At 62.0% G+C, this 21287-nt stretch carries 16 protein-coding genes, 3 tRNA genes and 1 pseudogene; 16 read left to right on the top strand and 4 right to left on the bottom strand.

Features of this window, described 5'->3' with window-relative positions; translation table 11 throughout:
* Positions 1-197 precede the first annotated feature (197 nt).
* Positions 198-3236: an EAL domain-containing protein gene (locus GPS82_RS07200; protein ID WP_296492722.1), complete on the top strand. Its 3039-nt coding sequence runs from the start codon at positions 198-200 to the stop codon at positions 3234-3236.
* A 208-nt stretch (positions 3237-3444) separates the two neighbouring features.
* On the opposite strand, the gene GPS82_RS07195 is transcribed toward GPS82_RS07200, so the two are convergent.
* The 4 genes from GPS82_RS07195 to GPS82_RS07180 all read right to left on the bottom strand — a co-directional run bounded on the left by GPS82_RS07195 (position 3445) and on the right by GPS82_RS07180 (position 8123).
* On the bottom strand, positions 3445-4782 hold the full coding sequence (locus GPS82_RS07195) for an ATP-binding protein (RefSeq protein ID WP_296492720.1): 1338 nt from the start codon (positions 4780-4782) through the stop codon (positions 3445-3447).
* A 133-nt stretch (positions 4783-4915) separates the two neighbouring features.
* The gene (locus GPS82_RS07190; protein WP_296492717.1) at positions 4916-5623 is read right to left on the bottom strand and encodes a response regulator transcription factor; all 708 of its coding nucleotides are present in this window, start codon (positions 5621-5623) and stop codon (positions 4916-4918) included.
* Positions 5624-5683: 60 nt separating this feature from the next.
* Positions 5684-7006, bottom strand: coding sequence for an AmpG family muropeptide MFS transporter (locus tag GPS82_RS07185; RefSeq protein ID WP_296492714.1), 1323 nt, complete (start codon positions 7004-7006; stop codon positions 5684-5686).
* A gap of 40 nt (positions 7007-7046) precedes the next feature.
* The gene (locus tag GPS82_RS07180; RefSeq protein WP_296492713.1) at positions 7047-8123 is read right to left on the bottom strand and encodes a homocysteine S-methyltransferase family protein; all 1077 of its coding nucleotides are present in this window, start codon (positions 8121-8123) and stop codon (positions 7047-7049) included.
* Positions 8124-8292: 169 nt separating this feature from the next.
* Here GPS82_RS07180 and GPS82_RS07175 point away from each other — a divergent pair, with 169 nt between their 5' ends.
* The 15 genes and pseudogenes from GPS82_RS07175 to rpsJ form a co-directional block, all read left to right on the top strand.
* Entirely contained in the window at positions 8293-9132 is an 840-nt protein-coding gene (locus GPS82_RS07175; RefSeq protein ID WP_296492711.1) for an ABC transporter ATP-binding protein, read from the top strand.
* A 3-nt stretch (positions 9133-9135) separates the two neighbouring features.
* On the top strand, positions 9136-11004 hold the full coding sequence (recQ, locus tag GPS82_RS07170) for a DNA helicase RecQ (RefSeq protein ID WP_296492709.1): 1869 nt from the start codon (positions 9136-9138) through the stop codon (positions 11002-11004).
* A gap of 195 nt (positions 11005-11199) precedes the next feature.
* A complete protein-coding gene (locus GPS82_RS07165; protein WP_296492707.1) occupies positions 11200-12723 on the top strand; it encodes a chorismate-binding protein in 1524 nt (507 codons plus the stop codon).
* The gene (locus GPS82_RS07160; protein WP_296492704.1) at positions 12720-14951 is read left to right on the top strand and encodes a diguanylate cyclase; all 2232 of its coding nucleotides are present in this window, start codon (positions 12720-12722) and stop codon (positions 14949-14951) included. The genes GPS82_RS07165 and GPS82_RS07160 overlap by 4 nt, the downstream gene beginning before the upstream one ends.
* A 21-nt stretch (positions 14952-14972) precedes the next feature.
* Positions 14973-15605, top strand: coding sequence for an aminodeoxychorismate/anthranilate synthase component II (locus GPS82_RS07155; protein ID WP_296492702.1), 633 nt, complete (start codon positions 14973-14975; stop codon positions 15603-15605).
* Position 15606: 1 nt separating this feature from the next.
* Positions 15607-16704 carry a low-specificity L-threonine aldolase gene (gene ltaE / locus GPS82_RS07150; protein WP_296492700.1) on the top strand — a complete coding sequence of 366 codons (1098 nt, stop codon included), beginning with the start codon at positions 15607-15609 and terminating at the stop codon, positions 16702-16704.
* A gap of 54 nt (positions 16705-16758) precedes the next feature.
* On the top strand, positions 16759-17805 hold the full coding sequence (gene trpD, locus GPS82_RS07145; protein ID WP_296492698.1) for an anthranilate phosphoribosyltransferase: 1047 nt from the start codon (positions 16759-16761) through the stop codon (positions 17803-17805).
* A gap of 1 nt (position 17806) precedes the next feature.
* Positions 17807-17944: a hypothetical protein gene (locus tag GPS82_RS07140; protein WP_296492696.1), complete on the top strand. Its 138-nt coding sequence runs from the start codon at positions 17807-17809 to the stop codon at positions 17942-17944.
* Positions 17937-18725 carry an indole-3-glycerol phosphate synthase TrpC gene (gene trpC, locus GPS82_RS07135; protein ID WP_296492694.1) on the top strand — a complete coding sequence of 263 codons (789 nt, stop codon included), beginning with the start codon at positions 17937-17939 and terminating at the stop codon, positions 18723-18725. Before GPS82_RS07140 ends, trpC begins: the two co-directional genes overlap by 8 nt.
* 20 nt (positions 18726-18745) lie before the next feature.
* A complete protein-coding gene (locus GPS82_RS07130) occupies positions 18746-19462 on the top strand; it encodes a uracil-DNA glycosylase (protein ID WP_296492692.1) in 717 nt (238 codons plus the stop codon).
* A gap of 105 nt (positions 19463-19567) precedes the next feature.
* Positions 19568-19653 (top strand) — tRNA-Tyr (locus GPS82_RS07125).
* A 63-nt stretch (positions 19654-19716) separates the two neighbouring features.
* A tRNA-Gly gene (locus tag GPS82_RS07120) sits at positions 19717-19790 on the top strand.
* A 22-nt stretch (positions 19791-19812) separates the two neighbouring features.
* Positions 19813-19887 (top strand) — tRNA-Thr (locus tag GPS82_RS07115).
* A 40-nt stretch (positions 19888-19927) separates the two neighbouring features.
* Positions 19928-21118, top strand: coding sequence for an elongation factor Tu (tuf, locus tag GPS82_RS07110; protein ID WP_296492690.1), 1191 nt, complete (start codon positions 19928-19930; stop codon positions 21116-21118).
* Between the two features lie 71 nt (positions 21119-21189).
* A pseudogene (gene rpsJ / locus GPS82_RS07105) lies at positions 21190-21287 on the top strand (30S ribosomal protein S10); the annotation flags it as partial.

Genomic DNA, 21287 nt, shown 5'->3' with positions numbered 1-21287 from the left:
CCACCGCTGGACTGCGCGCCCTGCTTCGAGCGCGTTTGTCCGCTGGGCCACACGCGCTGCCTCAATGACGTCCTGCCATCCAGGGTCAAAGCCTTGCTGGAGTGACGTTTCCGGGCAGGATGATGCTATCCGCCAGCCCCGTGCTGTGGCATCATCGCCCGAGCGTGCTCAAACTAATCACCTGGACCCATCCCGCCATGAACTTGCCAGGGCTGTCATGCTTTCAAATTCGCATGGTTTACCGGCCAAGGAGATGGGCTACGCTGGCGGGCCTGGTGCTCAGCCTCGGTATTTCCGCGGTTTCTGCAACCGAATCAGACCGCAGTTTTCTGACGCAACAGGAGCGGTCATGGATCGCCACCCACGCAGGCCAGGTGCGCGTTGCACCCGAGGGAAACTTCCCCCCCTTCAGCTTCATTGAGTCCGGCAAGTGGCAGGGCCTGTCGGCGGACATGGTCCAAATGCTGAATGACCGGATAGGTGTGCAGTTTCAAATCCTGCCCGCGCAGAATCTCGACGCCATCCTGGCCGATGCGCAACGCGCAAAGGTGGAGATCGTCACCTCGCTATCGCAAACACCGGAGCGTTCGCAGTATCTTCACTTTACGCAGCCCTATTTCAGGGTGCCCACGGCGATCATCGTCAAGGCTGATTTCATTGCGGGGCAGTGGCCTGATGCGTTTTTAAACAAACGCGTTGCGGTGGGCAAGGGTTATGGCGTGCAAAAGTTTTTGGAGAACAATTTCCCGGCAATCCAACTGGCTCTCGTCGCCGACGATCTGGACGGTATGCGAAAGCTGTCTTTTGGTGAGGTTGACGCGGTCATCATGGATGTGGCCAGCGCCTCCTTCTTTATCGAGCGCGAGAAATTCACCAATCTGCGCATGCTGGCGGCCTTTGACTACACCTATGACCTGAGTTTCGGTGTGCGCAAGGACTTGCCCGTCTTGCACGTGATCCTCTCCAAGACGCTTGCAAGCATCCCTGACCGGGACCGGCAGGCCATGCTCGATAAATGGATCAGCATCAGTCCGGATCCGCTGTCATTGATATGGGGAAGAATTCGTCCCTGGCTCCCTTGGCTGGCAGCCATTTTTGCGCTTTTGATAGCGGCGGGCATCATGGCCTGGAGAATCCAGCGACATCGCCGCAACGTTGAGCGCAGGCTTGCCCAATATGCCCGCAGTCTCATCGAGGCCAGCCTGGACCCGCTGGTGGCGATCAGTTCTGAAGGCAAGATCACCGATCTCAACGCGGCGACCGAGCGGGTCACGGGTCGTGAGCGGACCGACTTGGTGGGCAGCGACTTTGCAGATTACTTCACCGACCCGGCGTTGGCCCGAGAGGGGTATCGGGAGGCCTTTGCCAAAGGATTTGTGACTGACCACCCGCTGGCCATTCGGCACACCTCGGGCAAGATTACCGATGTGCTTTACAACGCCAGTGTGTACCGTGACCCTGAAGGGCGGGTCATGGGTGTGTTTGCCGCGGCGCGCGACGTGACCGAGAAAAAGCGGGCAGACAGCCTGGTTCAGGCCGCCAGCGTATTCAGCTACGCCCGGGAAGGAATCATGATCACCGAGGCAGACGGCACGATTCTCAATGTCAATGATGCCTTCACACGCATCACGGGGTATGGCCGCGAGGAGGCCTTGGGCAAGAATCCGCGCCTGTTGAATTCGGGCCGACAGGATGAGAAGTTTTACGCGGCCATGTGGGCTGACCTGAATGACAAGGGTCACTGGTATGGTGAACTCTGGAACCGGCGCAAGAACGGCAGCTTGTTTCTGGAGGCACTGACCATCACCGCCGTGCGCAGTGCCGACGGGAGTATTGAGCACTATGTTGCCTTGTTCGCCGACATCACGGAGGTCAGGGAACACCAACGCCAGTTGGAGCACATGGCGCACTTTGACGCACTGACCAATCTGCCCAACCGTTTGCTGCTGTCAGATCGCCTTGACCAGGGGCTGGCACACACCGAGCGTCGCGGCAATACGCTGGCAGTTGCCTATCTTGACCTCGACGGCTTCAAGGCCATCAACGATCAGCACGGGCATGAAGCGGGCGACCAGTTGTTGGTGGCCATCGCCGAACGCATGAAGCAGACATTGCGCGAAGGCGACACGCTGGCCCGGCTTGGTGGCGATGAGTTCGTCGCGGTGATGGGCGACCTCACGGATGTGGACGTCAGCCTGCCGCTGCTCGACCGGCTGCTGGCCGCCGCGGCGCAAGCCGTGGTGATAGGCGACCAGAGCCTCCAGGTTTCCGCCAGTATCGGTGTTGCGTTCTACCCTCAGACCCAAGCCGTTGACGCCGACCAGTTGTTGCGTCAGGCTGACCAGGCCATGTACCAGGCCAAGTTGGAGGGAAAGAACCGCTATCATATTTTTGATGCGCAGCATGACAGCAATATTCGTGTCCAGAATGAAGGCCTGGAGCGTATTCGGCGGGCACTGAGCGACCACGAATTCCTGCTGTATTTCCAGCCCAAGGTGAACATGCGGATCGGGAAGGTCATCGGTGCCGAGGCCCTGATCCGCTGGCAGCACCCAGAGCGAGGTCTGCTCGGGCCCGCGCTGTTCTTGCCGGCCATTGAAGGCCATCCACTGGCAGTGGCTGTGGGCGAATGGGTCATCGACACGGCCTTGGCCCAGGTGGAGTCCTGGCGCAAGGCGGGTCTGGACATCCCGGTCAGCGTCAATGTCGGGGCGCGGCAGTTGCAGCAGGTCGACTTTGTGGAACGGCTGCGCGCGATCTTGGCGGCACATCCGCAGGTGAGTCCATCCTGCCTCGAACTGGAAATACTGGAAACCACCGCGCTCGAAGACATTGCACAGGTTTCCAAGTTGATCGAATCCTGCGCGCAACTCGGGGTCAGCTTTGCGCTGGACGATTTTGGCACCGGATACTCTTCGCTCACCTATTTAAAGCGCTTGCAGGTCAGGATGCTGAAGATCGACCAGAGTTTTGTGCGCGACATGCTCGAAGACCCGGATGATCTGGCCATCCTTCAAGGTGTGATCAGTCTGGCCGCGGCGTTCAAGCGCGAGGTGATCGCCGAGGGTGTCGAGACCGTCGAGCATGGCAGCCTGCTGCTGCAAATGGGCTGCGATCTGGCGCAGGGTTACGGAATCGCCCGTCCCATGCCGGCCCGGGAATTGCCGGCGTGGGTCATGGCCTGGCGCGCCGAACCTGACTGGCTCAAAAAAAAGCCACCCGAAGGTGGCTTGTAAAGTTCCCCCCGAGGGGGGAACGTCGTTGGAAACTTCACGAACACAAAGACAACATCAAAAAAACTCAAGGACGCTGGTCAAGGCGTTTGCTTTAAGACTGTGACAGCAGTTGGATTTAATGTAGCGGACGTGGCATCGCCTGTGTATCCCCCATTCGGGGAGTTTCAGGGCGACTTTTTGGATAACCCCGCCGAGTCGGGGCGGGTGCCTATTTTTTAGGCAATTCAAGGACGAAGGTGGCACCGCCGCCGGGCCGGTCTTCGCACGCCACCCGACCGCCATGGCGCTGGGCGATGGCTTTGACCAAAGCCAGGCCCAGGCCTACGCCACCATCGCGTTCGGTGGCGCCGGGCAGGCGATAAAAGGGTTCAAAAATGCGCTCCCGCAATTCCACGGGAACGCCGGGACCATGGTCCGAGACCCGGATCACCACATGGCTGTCGGTTTGGCTCAGGCCCAGGTGAATCTCACCAGCACCATAACGGCGCGCGTTTTCCAGCAGGTTGCGCACAGCGCGTCGCAGCAGCTTGCTGATGCCGGGCACCGCGAGTTCAGTGGTGGCTGCGCCGGTGTGCAAGTCTGTCGGCAGGTCAAGCTCGGCATCGACACGGGCGCATTCCTCGGCGGCCAGGCCAATCAGGTCCACCGACTCGATGGTGCCCAAGTCCGCCTCGCGGGCATCGAGGCGGCTGGCCAGCAGAATTTCCTCGATCAACTGGTCGAGCTCGTTGATGTTGCGGGAAATTTCGGCTTTGAACGCGGGCGAGGTGCCCCCGCCCATCAGCTCCAGCCCCATGCGAATGCGCGTCAGCGGCGAGCGCAACTCATGCGAGGCATTGGCCAGCAGCGATTTCTGCGAGGCCAGCAGCGCCTCGTGGGAGTGGACCAGCGTTTCCACGCGCTCGGCGGCCTGGTTGAAGCGTTTGGCCAGAAAGGCCACTTCATCATCGCCGTTTTCAGGCACGCGGGTTGACAAGTCTCCTTCACCCCATTGCTGCACACCGTTTTGCAGACGTTCCAGCCGACGCGTGAGTGTGCGCACAATCGGGTAGGTGGCCAGCGCCACTGCCAGACCGACCCACACCAGCATCCAGGCAAAACCAAAAGGCGGACGGCTCCAGAACGAAGGTCTCGGGCGCATCAGGTGCATGCGCATGGTTTGCCCGTCGTGCATGCGCACCACAAACTCGGGGCCGCCGCGGGCAGGGTTGTTTCTGCCGGCATGGGTTCTGGGCAGGGTTGGATCACTCTGTGCATCGGGTGCGTCAGGCGCCGCCCGGTCGCCGGGCGGCATCACGGGGGCAAGTTCATAGCGGTGCAGCATGCCGAAGCCTTGCAGTTCGCGTCGCTGGGGGTCAATGGCATCTTCGTCGGCGAGCGCGCGGGAACGCCCTTTGCCGATGACCTGACCAGCCTGGTTGCGCACCTCGACATCGCGCAGCGGCGGCTCAGCCGCCAGCCGCCAGGCCCAACCCACCAGCAGGATCAGCACCGCCACCGCCAGCACCACGGCCAGCCAGATGCGAAGGTAGAGTTTGTTAAACATGGTCGGTTGGGGTCAGAGCTTGTTCACATCATGTCACTGCCGTCTGTCCCACAATGTGGACAGCCAACATCCGGAAATTGGTTGAGGACAGAGCTTGTTCACTCCGTGTCACTGCGGTCTGTCCCACAATGTCTCAATCTTGCTGCCTGGCAAACACATAGCCGACACCGCGCACGGTCAGGATGCGTTTGGGGTCCTTGGCATCGACCTCGATGGCGGCGCGGATGCGCCCCATGTGCACATCGATGGAGCGGTCAAAGGCTTCAAGCTCGCGCCCGCGCACGGCTTCCATGATCTGGTCACGCGTGAGCACGCGACCGGCGCGTTCACCCAAAGCCACCAGCAGGTCAAACTGGTATGAGGTCAGCTCGCAGACCTGGCCGGCCACGCTGACCACGCGCGCATCACGGTCGATTTCCAGGCTGCCGAAACGCATGACGTTGTCGTTGCCCGGCACCGGGCCGTCGCCATGGCGGCGCAGCACGGCGCGGATACGGGCCAGCAGTTCGCGCGGCTCGAAGGGTTTGGGCAGGTAGTCGTCAGCGCCCATTTCCAGGCCAACGATGCGGTCCATCGGGTCGCCCTTGGCGGTGAGCATCAAAATCGGCGTCTGGGCCAGGGCGCCGGGCAATGACCGGATGCGCCGGCACACTTCCAGGCCATCCATGTCGGGCAGCATCAGGTCCAGAATGACCAATTCAACCGGCTGAGCTTGCAAGGCAGACAGGCCCGTTTGCCCGTCACCGGCGTGCGCCACCTGGTAGCCGGATTGACCCAGATACTCGCGCACCATGTTGGCCAGGCGCGCATCGTCTTCGATCATCAGCAGGTGTTGGTTCATCGCTTTGAGTCTAGTGTTTGGCCGCATCCGGGGTTTGAAGGCGGCGTAAAGTTGGGTAAATCAGGCCGGTTTCACCCGGGCGGCCAGCCACACCAGCAGCAATACCGGCGCGCCCAGCATGGCGGTTGCAGTGAAGAAGTGTTGGTAGCCAAAAGTATCGACATAAAGTCCTGAGTAGCCGGCAATGAATTTGGGCAACAGCAGCATCATGGAGCTGAACAGCGCGTACTGGGTCGCCGAGTAGTTGACGTTGGTCAGGCTTGACAGGTAGGCGATGAAGGCGGCCGACGCAATGCCGCCAGCCAGGTTGTCGGCCGAGATCACAAAAATAAGCCCGGTCAGGTCATGGCCGCGGGTGCTTAAGGCGGCAAACAGCAGATTGGTGGCGGCACTCAGCAGCGCGCCCAGCATCAGCACCCGCATCACACCGAGGCGCATGGCCATGGCGCCGCCGATAAAGGCGCCAGCCAGCGTCATGATGACGCCGTAAATCTTGGTGACTGTGGCGACCTCAGCCTTGGTGTAGCCCATGTCGACATAAAACGGGTTGGCCATGATGCCCATCACCACGTCGCTGATGCGGTAGACGGCAATCAGCGCCAGAATCAGCGCCGCCTGCCACTTGTAGCGCCCCAAAAAGTCGGCAAACGGCTCCACCAGCGCGCCGTGCAGCCAGTCCAGGGCATTTTTGGCCACCGGCATCGGGCGGCGCAGCGGCTCGGGCGACAGCAGCACGGTGACGATTCCCAGGGCCATGCTGGCCGCCATGACCAGGTAAGCGGTATGCCAGGCGCCGTGCTGGTAGCCGCTGATGCCGGCCGTTTGCGCACCGGCGGCAATCCACAACACGCCGGCACCGGCCCAGATCATGGCCAGCCGGTAACCGGTCTGGTAAGAAGCCGCCAGTGCCGCCTGCCGGCTGACGTCGGCCGATTCGATGCGAAAGGCATCCAGCGCAATGTCCTGCGTGGCCGAGCCAAAGGCCACTGCCAAAGCGCCCCACACCACCGGGGTCAGCGCCACCTGCGGGTCGTTGAACGACATGGCAATCAGCCCCCAGACAATGGCCAGCTGCGACAGCAGCAGCCAGCTGCGCCTGCGCCCGAGCCAGTTTGTGAGCAGCGGAATCGGCATTCGGTCCACCAGCGGCGCCCACAGCCATTTGAAGGCGTAGGCCAGCCCGACCCAGCTCAGGTAGCCGATGGTGGTGCGGTCGATGCCGGCCTCGCGCAGCCAGAAGCTCAGGGTGCCCAGCACCAGCAGCAACGGCAGGCCGGCCGAAAAGCCCAGCAGGAGCATGCGCAGACTGGCGGGCTCCAGATACACCCTGAAGGTGTTGACCCATGAGGGTTTGGCGGCAGGGTCGGCGGTGGAAACGGTCATGCCGGGACGGTTCATCAAAAAAGCCTGACCAGCACCAGCTTCAAGCCGCTTCCCGGTAAAACACATGGCGCTGCAGCACCCGTCCGGGCAGGGGCGCCACCTTGTCATGAATCGCGCCAATGTGCTCCGGCGTGGTGCCGCAGCAGCCGCCGACGATATTGACCAAGCCCTCGGCGGCAAACTCGCCCACCAGGCGGCTGGTGACCTCTGGGGTTTCATCAAAGCCGGTGTCGCTCATCGGGTTGGGCAGGCCGGCGTTGGGGTAGCAGCTGATGAAAGTGTCGGGCGCGGCCTTGGCCAGCTCCTGAATGTAAGGGCGCATCAGCGCGGCACCCAACGCGCAATTCAGGCCCACGGCCAGCGGCTGGGCGTGGCGCACGCTGTGCCAGAAGGCGGTCACGGTCTGGCCGCTCAGAATGCGCCCGGAGGCATCGGTCACGGTGCCGCTGATGATGATGGGCAGGCGCTCGCCGCTGGCCTCAAAGAACTCGTCGATGGCAAACAGCGCCGCCTTGGCATTGAGGGTGTCAAAAATGGTTTCCACCAGCAGCGCATCGGCGCCGCCCTGCACCAGCGCGTCCACCTGTTCAAAGTAAGAAGCGCGCAGCTCTTCAAAGGTCACGTTGCGCGCGCCGGGGTCGTTCACATCGGGGCTGATGCTGGCGGTTTTGGGCGTCGGGCCCAGGGCGCCAAGCACAAAACGCGGTTTGTCGGGGGTGGAATACTTGTCGCAGGCGGCGCGCGCCAGCCTGGCCGAGGCCAGGTTCATCTCAAAGGCCAGGTCGGCCATGTCGTAGTCGGCCTGGGCAATGCGCGTGGCGCCAAAGGTGTTGGTCTCGATCAGGTCGGCACCCGCAGCCAGGTAGCGCTCATGGATGTCGCGAATGATGTCGGGGCGCGTCAGGCTCAGCAGCTCGTTGTTGCCCTTGATGTCCTTGTGGAAGTCCTGGAAGCGCTGAGCTTGGCCGCCAGGCCCAGCGTACCCGGCTCCACGGTACTGCGCCTCGTCAAGCTTGAAGCGCTGGATCATGGTGCCCATGGCGCCGTCGAGCACCATGATGCGTTTTTGCAGAATCTCGGGCAGCTTTTGTCCGCGGGTGTAGGGGCGTGTGGTCATGGGCGGTATTGTAGAAAACCATTGGTTGCGCCCGCGCACAGCGGGGCAAGCACTGGGCTGGCGCTGGGGCATATCATCAGTTGCAGGCACTTTACCCGCGTATTCTGGGCAAATCCGGTCCAGGATCACCTATTATTTGGGTCCCGGGCGCTGTCCGGTTTGAGTTTCCATGCCAAACACCGTCAACCCTTCACTTGTTGAATTGCATCACCTGAGCTTTGGCTACGGCGAGCGCGCCGTGCTGGACGACGTTTCGCTGCGCATCCCCAGGGGCAAGGTGACCGCGCTGATCGGTCCGATGGGGGGTGGCAAGACCACAACGCTGCGGCTGATGGGCGGCCAGAGCCGGGCTTGGTCGGGCCAAATGTTGTTCGACGGGCAGGACATCGGCCCGATGGATCAGGAGCAGCTCTATGCCGTCAGGCGGCGCATGGGCATGTTGTACCAGTACGGTGCCTTGTTTGCTGACATCAGCGTGTTTGAAAACGTGGCCTTTCCGCTGCGCGAGCATACCGACTTGCCCGAGGCACTCATTCGCGACATTGTCCTGATGAAGCTCAATGCGGTGGGCCTGCGCAACGCGCGCAACCTCATGCCCGGCGAGGTGTCGGGCGGCATGGCCAAGCGCATCGGCATCGCGCGTGCGATTGCGCTGGACCCGGAACTGGTGATGTACGACGAGCCCTTTTCCGGCCTCGACCCCATTTCTCTGCGCGTTGCAGCGAACCTGATTCGCCAGCTCAATGACGCGATGGGGCTGACCAGCATTTTTGCGTCGCATGAATTGACGCAAACCCTTGAAATTGCCGATCATGTGGTCATTCTCGACAGCGGCAAGGTCGCGTTCCAGGGCACGGTGGCCGAAGTGCGCGCCAGCGCCGATCCGCTGGTGTTCCAGTATGTCAACCAACGCCCGGATGGACCGGTGCGGTTTCATTACCCGGCCGCCGCGATGGAACAGGATTTTGGTATCGCCAAGCCATCCTCTGCCGTGCAACATTCCCGTTAAAAATTGTCCATCGAATCCATCCTCAGCGAAGTTTTTGGCTACCAGGCTTTCCGGGGACCGCAACGCGACATCATCGAGCACGTCACCGCCGGTGGCGACGCGCTGGTGCTGATGCCCACTGGCGGCGGCAAAAGCCTGTGTTATCAGATCCCGGCCATTGCCCGCCAGCGCGCCGGTCTGGGCATCACGGTGGTGATTTCGCCGCTGATCGCCCTGATGCACGACCAGGTCGGTGCGCTGCACGAGGCCGGTGTGAGCGCCGCGTTTTTGAACTCCACACTGAGCAGTGAAGAGGCTTATCAGACCGAGCAGCGCCTGCTGCGCGGTGAAATCACGCTGCTGTATGCGGCACCGGAACGGGTCACCACGCAACGCTTTCTGCAACAACTCGATGCGCTGTTTGAACGTGGCCAGCTGAGCCTGTTTGCCATCGACGAAGCGCATTGCGTGAGCCAGTGGGGGCACGATTTCCGCCCTGAATACCGGGCGCTCACCGTGCTGCACGAGCGTTATGCGGGCGTGCCACGCATGGCGCTCACGGCCACCGCCGACGCGCTCACCCGCGCCGACATTGTGGAGCGGCTGCAACTGGAGGCGGCGGCGCAATTTGTCAGCAGTTTCGACCGGCCCAACATCCGCTACACCATCGTCGAAAAGAAAGACGCCAGCACCCAATTGCTGCGCTTTATTGAGCATGAGCATCCGGGCGAGGCCGGGGTGGTGTACTGCCAGTCGCGCAAAAGGGTGGAAGAAATTGCGGCCATGCTGGCCCAGACCGGCATTCATGCCTTGCCCTACCACGCCGGGCTCGATACGCGGGTGCGCCAGGCCAATCAAGACGAGTTTCTGCGCGGCGAGGGCGTGGTGATGGTGGCAACAATCGCCTTTGGCATGGGCATCGACAAGCCCGACGTGCGTTTTGTGGCGCACCTGGACATGCCCAAAAACATCGAGGGCTACTACCAGGAAACCGGCCGCGCCGGGCGTGACGGCATGGCCGCCGACGCCTGGATGTGCTACGGCCTGCAGGATGTGGTCAACCAGCGCCGCATGATTGACGAAAGCCCGGCCGAGGAAGAATTCAAGCAAGTCATGCGCGGCAAGCTCGACGCCCTGCTGGGTCTGGCCGAGGCCACCGATTGCCGCCGTGTACGCCTGCTGCGCTACTTTGATGAGGCCAGCCAGCCTTGCGGGAATTGTGACAACTGCCTGCAGCCGCCCGAGGTGTGGGACGCCACCGACGCCGCGCGCAAGCTGCTGTCCACCGTGTACCGGCTCCACCAAACCAGTGGCGTGTCGTTCGGCGCCGGGCACACGATGGACATCGTGCGCGGCAAACTCACCGAAAAAGTGGCGCAACGCGGCCACGAAAGCGTGAGCACCTTTGGCCTGGGTGCCGACTACAGCGAACACCAGTTGCGCGCGGTGATGCGCCAGCTGATTGCCATCGGCGCCTTGCAAGTGTTCACCAGCGAAGGCTTCAGCACGCTGCACCTGACCGCAAGCTCCCGCTCGGTGCTGCGCGGCGAGGTGCCGGTGCGGCTGCGTGAATCCAGCACCCAGCGGGCGGTCAAACGCAGCCGGGCACGCCCCGCCACAGCGCCAGTGGCAGCCAACCTGGGTCAGGATGCCCAGGTGCGCTTCATCAACCTCAAGTCGTGGCGCGCCAGTGTGGCCAAGGCGCACAACCTGCCCGCCTATGTGATTTTTCATGACGCCACGCTGGCGGCCATTGCCGAGCGCGCGCCGCAGTCGCTGGCCGACTTGCAGCACATCAGCGGTCTGGGTACGCGCAAGCTGGAGGCTTACGGTGCCGCCGTGCTGGCCGTGATCACGGGCGCAGCCCACGCGCCAAGCGGACAGGCGGCATAAGCAACGCCCTATCTTTGCTACACTATTCTCATGTTTTTGCACCAAATTCAGATCACAGGTTGCGGCGACCGGGGGGCCTGGCCCTGGCGTACCTGCCCCGCCTCTTCAACGTTGGCCTGACCACCTCTTGACGTCTAATCTGCCGGGGTGTCGAACAGGTCTTTGACAGTGTTGCCCTCTTAGAAAGATGTCTTTGTGATCTCCGAATCTGAATTCAATGCATTAAAAGCCCAGGGCTTCAACCGCATCCCGGTGCTGGCGCAGGCCTTTGCCGACCTGGAAACGCCGCTCTCGCTCTACCTCAAGCTTGCCAATTGCGAGCCGTTCAGCTTCCTGCTGGAGTCGGTGGTGGGTGGCGAGCGTTTTGGTCGCTACAGTTTCATCGGCTTGCCAGCGCGCACGCTCCTTCGCACCAGCGGTTTTGGCGACGCGGCACGCACCGAGGTGGTGATCGACGGCGCAGTGGTGGAAACCAGCCTGGCCAATCCGCTCGACTTTATTGCCGATTACCAGAAGCGCTTCAAGGTCGCCTTGCAGCCCGGCATGCCGCGTTTTTGCGGTGGCCTGGCCGGCTACTTTGGTTATGACGCGGTGCGCTACATCGAAAAAAAACTGCAGGCCAGTTGCCCGCCCGACGAGTTGGGGTGCCCGGACATCTTGCTGCTGCAGTGCGAAGAACTGGCCGTGATCGACAACCTGTCAGGCAAGCTTTACCTGATGGTGTATGCCGACCCGGCCCAGCCACAGGCTTATCGGCGTGCCATCGAGCGGCTGGCGCAGTTGAAGGCCCGCCTCGACCAGCCGGTGCACGCACCACAGGTGCTGGCCAGCGCCGGCCAGCCCGCGGTGCGCGACTTTGCCAAGGCAGACTACATTGCTGCCGTGGTGCGCGCCAAGGAGCTGATCGCGGGCGGCGACTTCATGCAGGTGCAGGTGGGCCAGCGCATCAAGAAACCCTACACCCAGAGCCCTTTGAGCCTGTACCGCGCGCTGCGCTCGCTCAATCCCAGCCCCTACATGTATTACTACAATTTCAGCGGCGCCACGGCTGACGGCGCCGATTTTCATGTGGTGGGCGCCAGCCCCGAGATTCTGGTGCGGCAGGAGCAGGTGGCACAGGACGGCCAGACCGAGCAAAAAATCACCATCCGTCCGCTGGCCGGCACCCGCCCCCGCGGCGCCACGCCCGAGCTCGACAAGGCCGCCGAAGAGGAACTCATCAACGACCCCAAGGAACGCGCCGAGCACGTCATGCTGATCGACCTGGCGCGCAACGACATCGGCCGCATTGCCAAAATTGGCAGTGTCAAGGTCACCGATGCGTTTTGCGTGGAGCGCTACAGCCATGTGATGCACATCGTGAGCAACGTCGAAGGCACGCTGCTGCCCGGCATGACCAGCATGGACGTGCTCAAGGCCACGTTCCCGGCCGGCACCCTGACCGGTGCGCCCAAGGTGCACGCCATGGAGCTGATCGACCAGCTTGAGCCCACCAAGCGCGGCCTGTATGGCGGCGCCTGCGGCTACCTGAGCTACGCCGGCGACATGGACGTGGCCATCGCCATTCGCACCGGCATCATCAAGGACCAGATGCTTTACGTGCAGGCGGCTGCCGGCGTGGTGGCCGACAGCGTGCCCGAGATGGAATGGAATGAGACCGAAGCCAAGGCGCGCGCGCTGCTAAAGGCGGCTGAACTGGTTGAAGAAGGCTTGATGTGAAACGCAGCTTGCGGCAATGGCGGGTCTGGCTGCTACTGGCTTTGGCATTGGCGCTGCTCGGCGCTGTGATGGGTTTTGGCTTGCTCAATGAGCGCGAGCGCATTGAGGCGTCTGAACTGGAGCGCCTTAATGCGCAAACCAGGGTGATTGAAGACAACCTGACGCGCCAGCTCACCGCCATCAATTTTGGGCTGCAGTCCATTCAGAGCGCGTTGCCGCGCTGGCAGGCCAGCCCGCAGGGCCGGCTTGAAGGCCAGCAAACCTTGCGCAACCTGGAGGCAACCATGCCGTCGGTGCGCGCGCTGGCAGTTCTGGATGCCCAGGGCACAGTGACCCACGCCAGTCGCGACGATTTACTGGGTCGGAATTTTTTCGGGCGTGAATACGTGCAGGAACCGCGCAAGGCGCTGAACCCGACGCTCCTGTACCTGAGCCCCCCTTTCAAATCGGTATTCAACGACTACCTGCTCAATCTGACCCGCGTCATGCTGGATGACCGGGGGCGTTTTGCCGGCGTGGTTTCAGCCGCAATTGATCCGTCGGACATGGCGCTCGTGCTCAACTCGGCGCGCTACAGCGACGATATTCAGGCGATTCTGTTGCACAGCGACGGCAAGATTTTTTTGAGTGCGCCGGTGCTGGATGCCGCAGCCGAGCAGGAACTGCTGGCGCCCAACGCACCACTGGGCCGGCATTTGCGCAATCAGCACATGGCTGGCCATGCCGCCGGCGCGGTGCTGTTCGGAACCGACCAGCGGTTGAACGTGATGCGTTCCGTTGCGCCAGAAGCGCTGCGGATGGACAAGCACCTCGAAGTGGTCCTGACCCGGGCGCGCGAGCCGCTCCTCACCGGATGGCAGCAGGATGTGCTGATGCAAACGGGCGCTTACCTGGTGCTGGTGCTGGTCAGCCTGTTTGGCTTGTTGCTTTACCAAGGCCAGCGAACACAAAAAATCGTGGCGGCGAAACGGCTCAAGCTGGCCACCGAGGCCAGCGGCGTGGGGATCTGGGAATTTGACCTGCTCGACAAGAGCTACGTGTGGGACGACAACATGTTTGCCTTGTTTGGGCTGTCGCCCAAGTCGACCAGTTTGCGCAACGACGAATGGACCAAGCTGCTGCCAGCCAAGGACCTGCAGCGCATGCGCGATGCGACGCGTGCCACCATCCAGCAGGATCGGCCTTTTGACATGACGTTTCAGATCAGGCGTGCCGATGGCCAGGTGCGCTTCATGCACAACCGGGCGGCGTTGTATTCGGATGAACATGGTGTGCCGCGGCGCCTGATTGGGGCCACCGAAGACGTGACCCAGCGCATGGCGCAGGAGTCCGAGCTTCGCATCGCCGCTGCTGCTTTCGAGTCAAATGAAAGCATGCTGGTCACCAATGCGCAGGCCGAAATTTTGCGTGTCAACCAGGCCTTTACCCAGTTGTTCGGTTTGACGGCTGCCGAGGTGGTGGGACGCAACCCTGGCCTGCTCAAATCAGGCCGCCACGAAGCCGACTTTTACAAGGCAATGTGGCTGGACTTGACTGAACGCCACAGTTGGCAGGGCGAGATCTGGAATCTGGGCAAGGATGGCGTTGAGTTTCCCTGCTGGCTGTGCATCACGGCCGTGTCTGATGAGGCAGGCCTGGTGACTCACTATGTGGCAACCTACACCGACATCACGCTGCGCAAGGCCGCCGAGGACGAGGTGAAGCGGCTGGCGTTTTTTGATCCGCTCACCAACCTGCCGAATCGGCGCCTGCTGTCCGACCGGCTGCAGCAGGCGGTGGCCAAGGCCAAGCGCGAGCACGGTCGTTTGGCGCTGATCTTTGTCGACCTGGACAAATTCAAACCCGTCAATGACCGCCATGGTCACGCGGCCGGTGACCAACTGCTGCAGGCGGTGGCGCACCGGCTGCGCACTTGTGTGCGCGAGTCTGACACCGTGGCGCGTGTGGGTGGCGACGAGTTTGTGGTGCTGTTGGCCAGTATCAGCCAAGCGCAGGACGCGATGCATGTGGCGCAAAAAATGCATGCCGCGCTGCGTGTGGAGTTTCAGTTGCCCGTTGGCAAGAACGTGCAAATCTCCAGCAGCGCCGGGATCGCGTTGTACCCGGACCACGGTCTGGACGAGGCCGCGCTGTGGCACCATGCCGACGTGGCCATGTACGCCGCCAAGGCTGCCGGGCGCGACCAGTATTTGGTGTACACGCCGGCGCTGGATCACCCCGTGCCTTGAATGACTTTGCCGAGAAGACCCATGAAACTTTTGATGATCGACAACTACGACAGTTTTACCTACAACATCGTCCAGTATCTGGGCGAGTTGGGGGCAGATGTGAGCGTGGCCCGCAATGATGAAATCTCCCTGGCCGACATCGACGCGCGGCTGGCATCCGGTGAACTGGACCGGCTGGTGATCTCGCCCGGCCCCTGTTCACCGGCAGAGGCTGGCATTTCGGTGGCCGCCATCCGGCACTTTTCCGGCAGGCTGCCGATTTTGGGCGTCTGCCTGGGGCATCAGGCCATTGGTGCCGCCTTTGGTGGCCATATCATCCGGGCCCAGCAGTTGATGCATGGCAAAACCAGCGTCATCACCACCACACAAGAGGGCGTGTTTGCCGGACTGCCCGCGCAGTTCACGGTCAACCGTTACCACTCGCTGTCCATCGAGCGCGCCACCTGCCCGGCCTGCCTGAAAATCACCGCCTGGACCGACGACGGCGAGATCATGGGCATCAGGCACACCAGCCTGGACATCGAAGGCGTGCAGTTTCACCCCGAGAGCATCCTCACCGAGCATGGCCACGCCATGCTGGCCAACTTTCTCAAACCTCGTGGGACAGACCGCGGCGCACCCAGTGAGCCAGCGCTGTCCTCAACCCATGAATGACATGACTCCAAAATCAAGCGCCCCCGTCGTTGACCTGCGCAGCGACACCGTCACGCAACCCACGCCGGCCATGCGTGCAGCCATGCTGGCCGCGCCCCTGGGCGACGATGTCTTTGGCGACGACCCCAGCGTCAACGCATTGCAGGCGCGCATTGCCGACATCACCGGCAAGGAGGCCGCGCTCTTCATGCCCACCGGCACGCAAAGCAACCTGTGCGCGCTGATGAGCCATTGTCAGCGCGGCGACGAGTACATCGTCGGCCAGTTGGCCCACACCTACCGCTATGAAGCTGGCGGTGCGGCGGTGCTCGGCAGCATCCAGCCGCAGCCCTTGACGCAGGGTGCCAGCGGCGAGATGCAACTGGCCGACATTGCTGCTGCCATCAAGCCCGACGACATCCACTTTGCGCGTACCCGGCTGCTGTGCCTGGAAAACACCTGGAACGGCCACCCGATGACGCTGGCCTACCTGGCGCAAGCCACCGCCCTGGCGCGTGAGCGCGGCCTGGCCACGCACCTGGATGGCGCGCGTTTTTTCAACGCCGCTGTTGCCACGCCTGAGGCTGGCGCCAGCGCCCACGCGGCGGCGCGGCACATTGCCAGCTATTTCGATAGCGTTTCTGTGTGCTTCAGCAAGGGCCTGGGCGCGCCTGTGGGCTCTGCACTGTGCGGTTCGCGCGACCTGATCAGCCGCGCGCTGCGCTGGCGCAAGATGCTCGGCGGCGGCATGCGCCAGTCGGGCATGCTGGCCGCCGCAGCAAGTCATGCCCTGGATCACCACGTCGAGCGCCTGGCGCAGGACCACGCGCTGGCGCAGCGACTGGCCGCAGGGCTGGCGGGTATTGACGGCTTGAGTGTGCGCTCGGCGCAGACCAACATCGTGTTTGTCGATGTGGCTGATGGTCGTGGCCCGGCCTTGCTGGCGCACCTGGCGCTGCACGGCGTGCTGGCCACCGGGCTGATCGGCCTGCGTTTTGTCACGCATCTCAACGTGGATGAGGCGGGCATCGACCATGCGCTGGCCTGCACTCATGAGTTTTTCGAGACACAAGCGGGCGCCGTGTCGCCCGCAACGGCTGCCGGATCGGCCGTGTATTGACCTTCAAGCGTCTGGTCCAGCCATCCTGCCCATTGAGTTTTTTCAGAGACCACCATGCCCCAACCCCTCAAAATCACCCCGCAAGAAGCGCTGCTGCGCACCATTGAGCACCGCGAGATCTTTCATGACGAGATGCTGACCATCATGCGCCAGATCATGGCTGGTGAATGGTCGCCGGTGATGCTGGCCGCCTTCATCACCGGCCTGCGCGTCAAAAAGGAAACCATTGGCGAGATCACGGCGGCAGCGCAGGTGATGCGCGAGTTTTCCACCAAGGTTCATGTGCTTGACACCACCCATCTGGTCGACATTGTCGGCACCGGCGGTGATGGCGCGCATACCTTCAATATTTCGACCTGCGCCATGTTTGTCGCGGCCGCAGCGGGCGCCAAGGTCAGCAAACATGGCGGGCGCAGTGTCAGCAGCAAGAGTGGCAGCGCCGACGTGATGGAGTCGCTCGGCGTCAACATCAACCTCACGCCCGAGGCCATTGCCCGCTGTATTGAGCAGGTGGGCGTTGGCTTCATGTTTGCCCCCAACCACCACCCGGCCATGAAAAACGTGGCGCCGGTGCGCCGTGAAATGGGCGTCAAGACGATGTTCAACCTGCTCGGCCCCCTGACCAATCCGGCCGGGGCGCCGAACATTTTGATGGGCGTGTTTCACCCTGACCTGGTGGGCATTCAGGTGCGCGCGCTGGAACGCCTGGGCACCGAACACGCGCTGGTGGTTTACGGCAAGGATGGCCTGGACGAGGTGAGCCTGGGCGCAACCACCATGGTGGGCGAACTTAAACACGGCAAGGTGACCGAGTACGAGATCCACCCGGAAGACTTTGGCATGGCCATGGCCAGCACGCGCGCCTTCAAGGTGGAAACGCCTGAGCAGTCACGCGCCATGTTGCTGGATGTGCTGGACAATGTGGCGGGCCCGGCCAGGGAAATCGTGGTGCTCAACGCCGGCGCGGCGTTGTATGCCGCCAACGTGGCCGATTCAATCCAGGGCGGTATCAACAAAGCGCGCGCCGCGATTGAATCGGGCGCCGCCAGGGCCAAGCTCGAAGCGCTGGTGACCACCGCGCACGCCCTGAGCGCGGCCTGACATGGCCTTGCTCAATACCGACGGGGCCTGGATCGCCATAGGCGTCTCGGTGATTTTTATTGTCGCGGGGCTGGTGCTGCATCGCGTGTTCGTCAACGTACTAAAGAAAGGCTCCCAGGAGCCGGATCAACATGACTGATATTCTGGACAAGATTGTGGCGGTCAAGCGCGAAGAAGTCGCCGCCGCCATTCAACGCAAGTCACTTGCCGCCATGCGCTTTGATGCCGAGAGCCGGGTGCTGACGCGCGACTTTGTTGGCGCCCTGCGCGCCAAGATTGCCGCTGGCCAGCCCGCGGTGATAGCCGAAATCAAGAAAGCCAGCCCGTCCAAAGGCGTGCTGCGGGCCGACTTCATTCCCGCAGACATTGCCCAGAGCTACGCCGAATATGGCGCGGCCTGCCTGTCGGTGCTCACCGATGCGCAGTTTTTTCAGGGCTGCATCGACTTCCTCAAGCAGGCGCGGGCGTCGTGCCAACTGCCGGTGTTGCGCAAGGACTTCATGATTGACGCCTACCAGGTCTATGAATCACGTTCGATGGGTGCAGACGCCATTTTGTTGATTGCCGCCTGCCTTGACGACGCGCAAATGAGAGACTTTGAGCAGATTGCCCACGACCTTGACATGGCGGTGCTGGTGGAAGTGCATGACGCACAGGAACTGGCGCGCGCCCTGAAACTCAAAACGCCGCTGATTGGCGTCAACAACCGCAACCTGAAAACCTTTGAGGTCTCGCTGGACACGACGCTTTCGCTCATGAAAGACATCCCGGCGGACCGGCTGCTGGTGTGCGAGAGCGGCATCCATAGCCGCGACGATGTGCTGCGCATGGGCGCCGCCGGCGTCAATGCCTTTTTGGTGGGCGAAGCCTTCATGCGCGCCGACGAACCTGGCGAAGCCCTGGTGGCGCTGTTTGGCTGACTGGCAGGATGGACCTGTCAATGCCGGATACGACCGCAGCCGCGCCTGCTCAATTGCAAAGCGCTGAGCCCAGGGACTGGCTGGTCGCTCCTGGCTGGCAAACGCTGGCCGATCATTTTTTTGAATCACCGACGGGTCTCCAATTGCTGGCCTTCTTGCGGCTGCGGTTGGCTGGCGGCGCCACCATTTTTCCGCCGCAACCGTTGCGCGCACTGGCATTGACGGCACCCGAGTCGGTGCGGGTCGTGATTTTGGGGCAAGACCCGTACCACGGTCGTGGTCAGGCCGAGGGCCTGGCGTTCTCGGTCGCGCCAGGCGTGGCGTTGCCACCGTCTTTGCGCAATATTTTCAAGGAGTTGCAGCGCGATCTGGGGGAGCCAGCGCCGCCATTTCCTGCTCCGGGGGGTAGCCTGGTGCGCTGGGCGCGCCATGGGGTGTTGCTGCTCAATACCTGCTTGACGGTAGAAGAAGGGCAGCCGGCCAGCCATGCCGGGAAAGGCTGGGAAGTGTTGACCGATGCCATCATCCGGCAAGTGTCCGACCACTCGGAGCATGTGGTTTTCATGCTCTGGGGCAATCATGCCCAAAGCAAACGGGCGCTGATTGATGCCTCGCGCCACCTGATTCTTTGCGCCAATCATCCTTCCCCCCTGTCTGCCCTGCGGCCACCGTCGCCGTTCATTGGCTGTGGCCACTTCTCCCAAGCCAGAGACTGGCGCGAGCGGCACCAGAAATAGCGCTGGCGCGGGCTTGCGGTGTGCCGTGTTGCCGGCCTTGTGCGGAAAAATACGCGGCAGGGTTGGTTATGTCCAAACTTAATGGCATAATCCGGGGTTCACCGTGGAGAGGTGGCCGAGTGGTTAATGGCAGCAGACTGTAAATCTGCCCTCTTACGAGTACGATGGTTCGAATCCATCCCTCTCCACCAGATTTGAAATTGAATGTAGCACTGAAGCGAAGGCGCTGACAGGTTGACGGGTTCAGCTTCGAGGCGGGAGTAGTTCAATGGTAGAACCCTAGCCTTCCAAGCTAATGACGCGGGTTCGATTCCCGTCTCCCGCTCCAGTGCTGCAACTGTGATTACACAGCCCATTTGGCTCAGTGGCAGAGCACTCCCTTGGTAAGGGAGAGGTCCCGGGTCCGATTCCCGGAATGGGCACCATTCGTTGGCAATTTAACCGTTTTATTTTCGGAGTCTGAAAATGGGAAAAGAAAAATTCACGCGAACCAAGCCCCACGTCAACGTGGGCACCATTGGTCACGTTGACCACGGCAAAACCACCCTGACAGCGGCCATCACCTCGGTGCTGGCGGCCAAATTTGGTGGCACGGCCAAAGCCTACGACCAAATTGACGCGGCACCCGAAGAAAAAGCACGCGGCATCACCATCAACACCGCCCACGTGGAGTATGAGACGGCCAACCGCCACTACGCCCACGTTGACTGCCCCGGCCACGCCGACTATGTGAAAAACATGATCACCGGTGCCGCCCAAATGGACGGCGCCATCCTGGTCTGCTCCGCCGCTGACGGCCCCATGCCCCAAACCCGCGAACACATCCTGCTGGCGCGCCAAGTCGGCGTGCCCTACATCATCGTGTTCCTGAACAAATGCGACATGGTCGACGACGCCGAACTGCTCGAACTCGTTGAAATGGAAGTGCGCGAACTCCTGGACAAGTACGACTTCCCGGGCGACAACACCCCCATCATCCACGGCTCGGCCAAACTCGCCATGGAAGGCGACAAAGGCCCGCTGGGCGAACAAGCCATCATGAAGCTCGCGGACGCCCTGGACACCTACATCCCCCTGCCCGAGCGCGCCATCGACGGCGCCTTCCTGATGCCCGTTGAAGACGTGTTCTCCATCTCCGGCCGTGGCACCGTGGTGACCGGTCGTATTGAGCGCGGCATTGTCAAAGTCGGCGAAGAAATCGAAATCGTCGGCATCCACGACACCGTCAAAACCACCTGCACCGGTGTTGAAATGTTCCGCAAACTGCTCGACCAGGGCCAAGCCGGCGACAACGTCGGTATCCTGCTGCGCGGCACCAAGCGCGAAGACGTCCAGCGCGGCCAAGTGCTGTGCAAGCCCAACTCGATCAAGCCGCACACCCACTTCACCGGTGAAATCTACGTGCTGAGCAAAGACGAAGGCGGCCGTCACACGCCCTTCTTCAACAACTACCGCCCCCAGTTCTACTTCCGCACCACCGACGTCACTGGCGCCATCGAACTGCCAGAAGGCAAAGAGATGGTCATGCCCGGTGACAACGTGTCGATCACGGTCAAGCTGATTGCCCCGATCGCCATGGAAGAAGGCCTGCGCTTTGCCATCCGCGAAGGCGGTCGCACCGTCGGCGCCGGTGTGGTTGCTAAGGTGATAGCCTGATATTTTGCGGGACAGACCGCAGCGACGCGCAGGCGTCGCCAGCTCTGTCCTCAACTGATTAGAAAGAATATATGGCAACCAAACAAAAAATCCGCATCCGCCTGAAGGCGTTTGACTACAAATTGATCGACCAGTCAGCGGCAGAGATCGTTGACACCGCCAAGCGCAC

This window comes from Rhodoferax sp. (assembly GCF_011391645.1).
Lineage (GTDB): Bacteria > Pseudomonadota > Gammaproteobacteria > Burkholderiales > Burkholderiaceae_C > Rhodoferax.
Note: the sequence above shows the minus strand (reverse complement) of the source record. Positions and strands in the feature narration are given on the sequence as shown.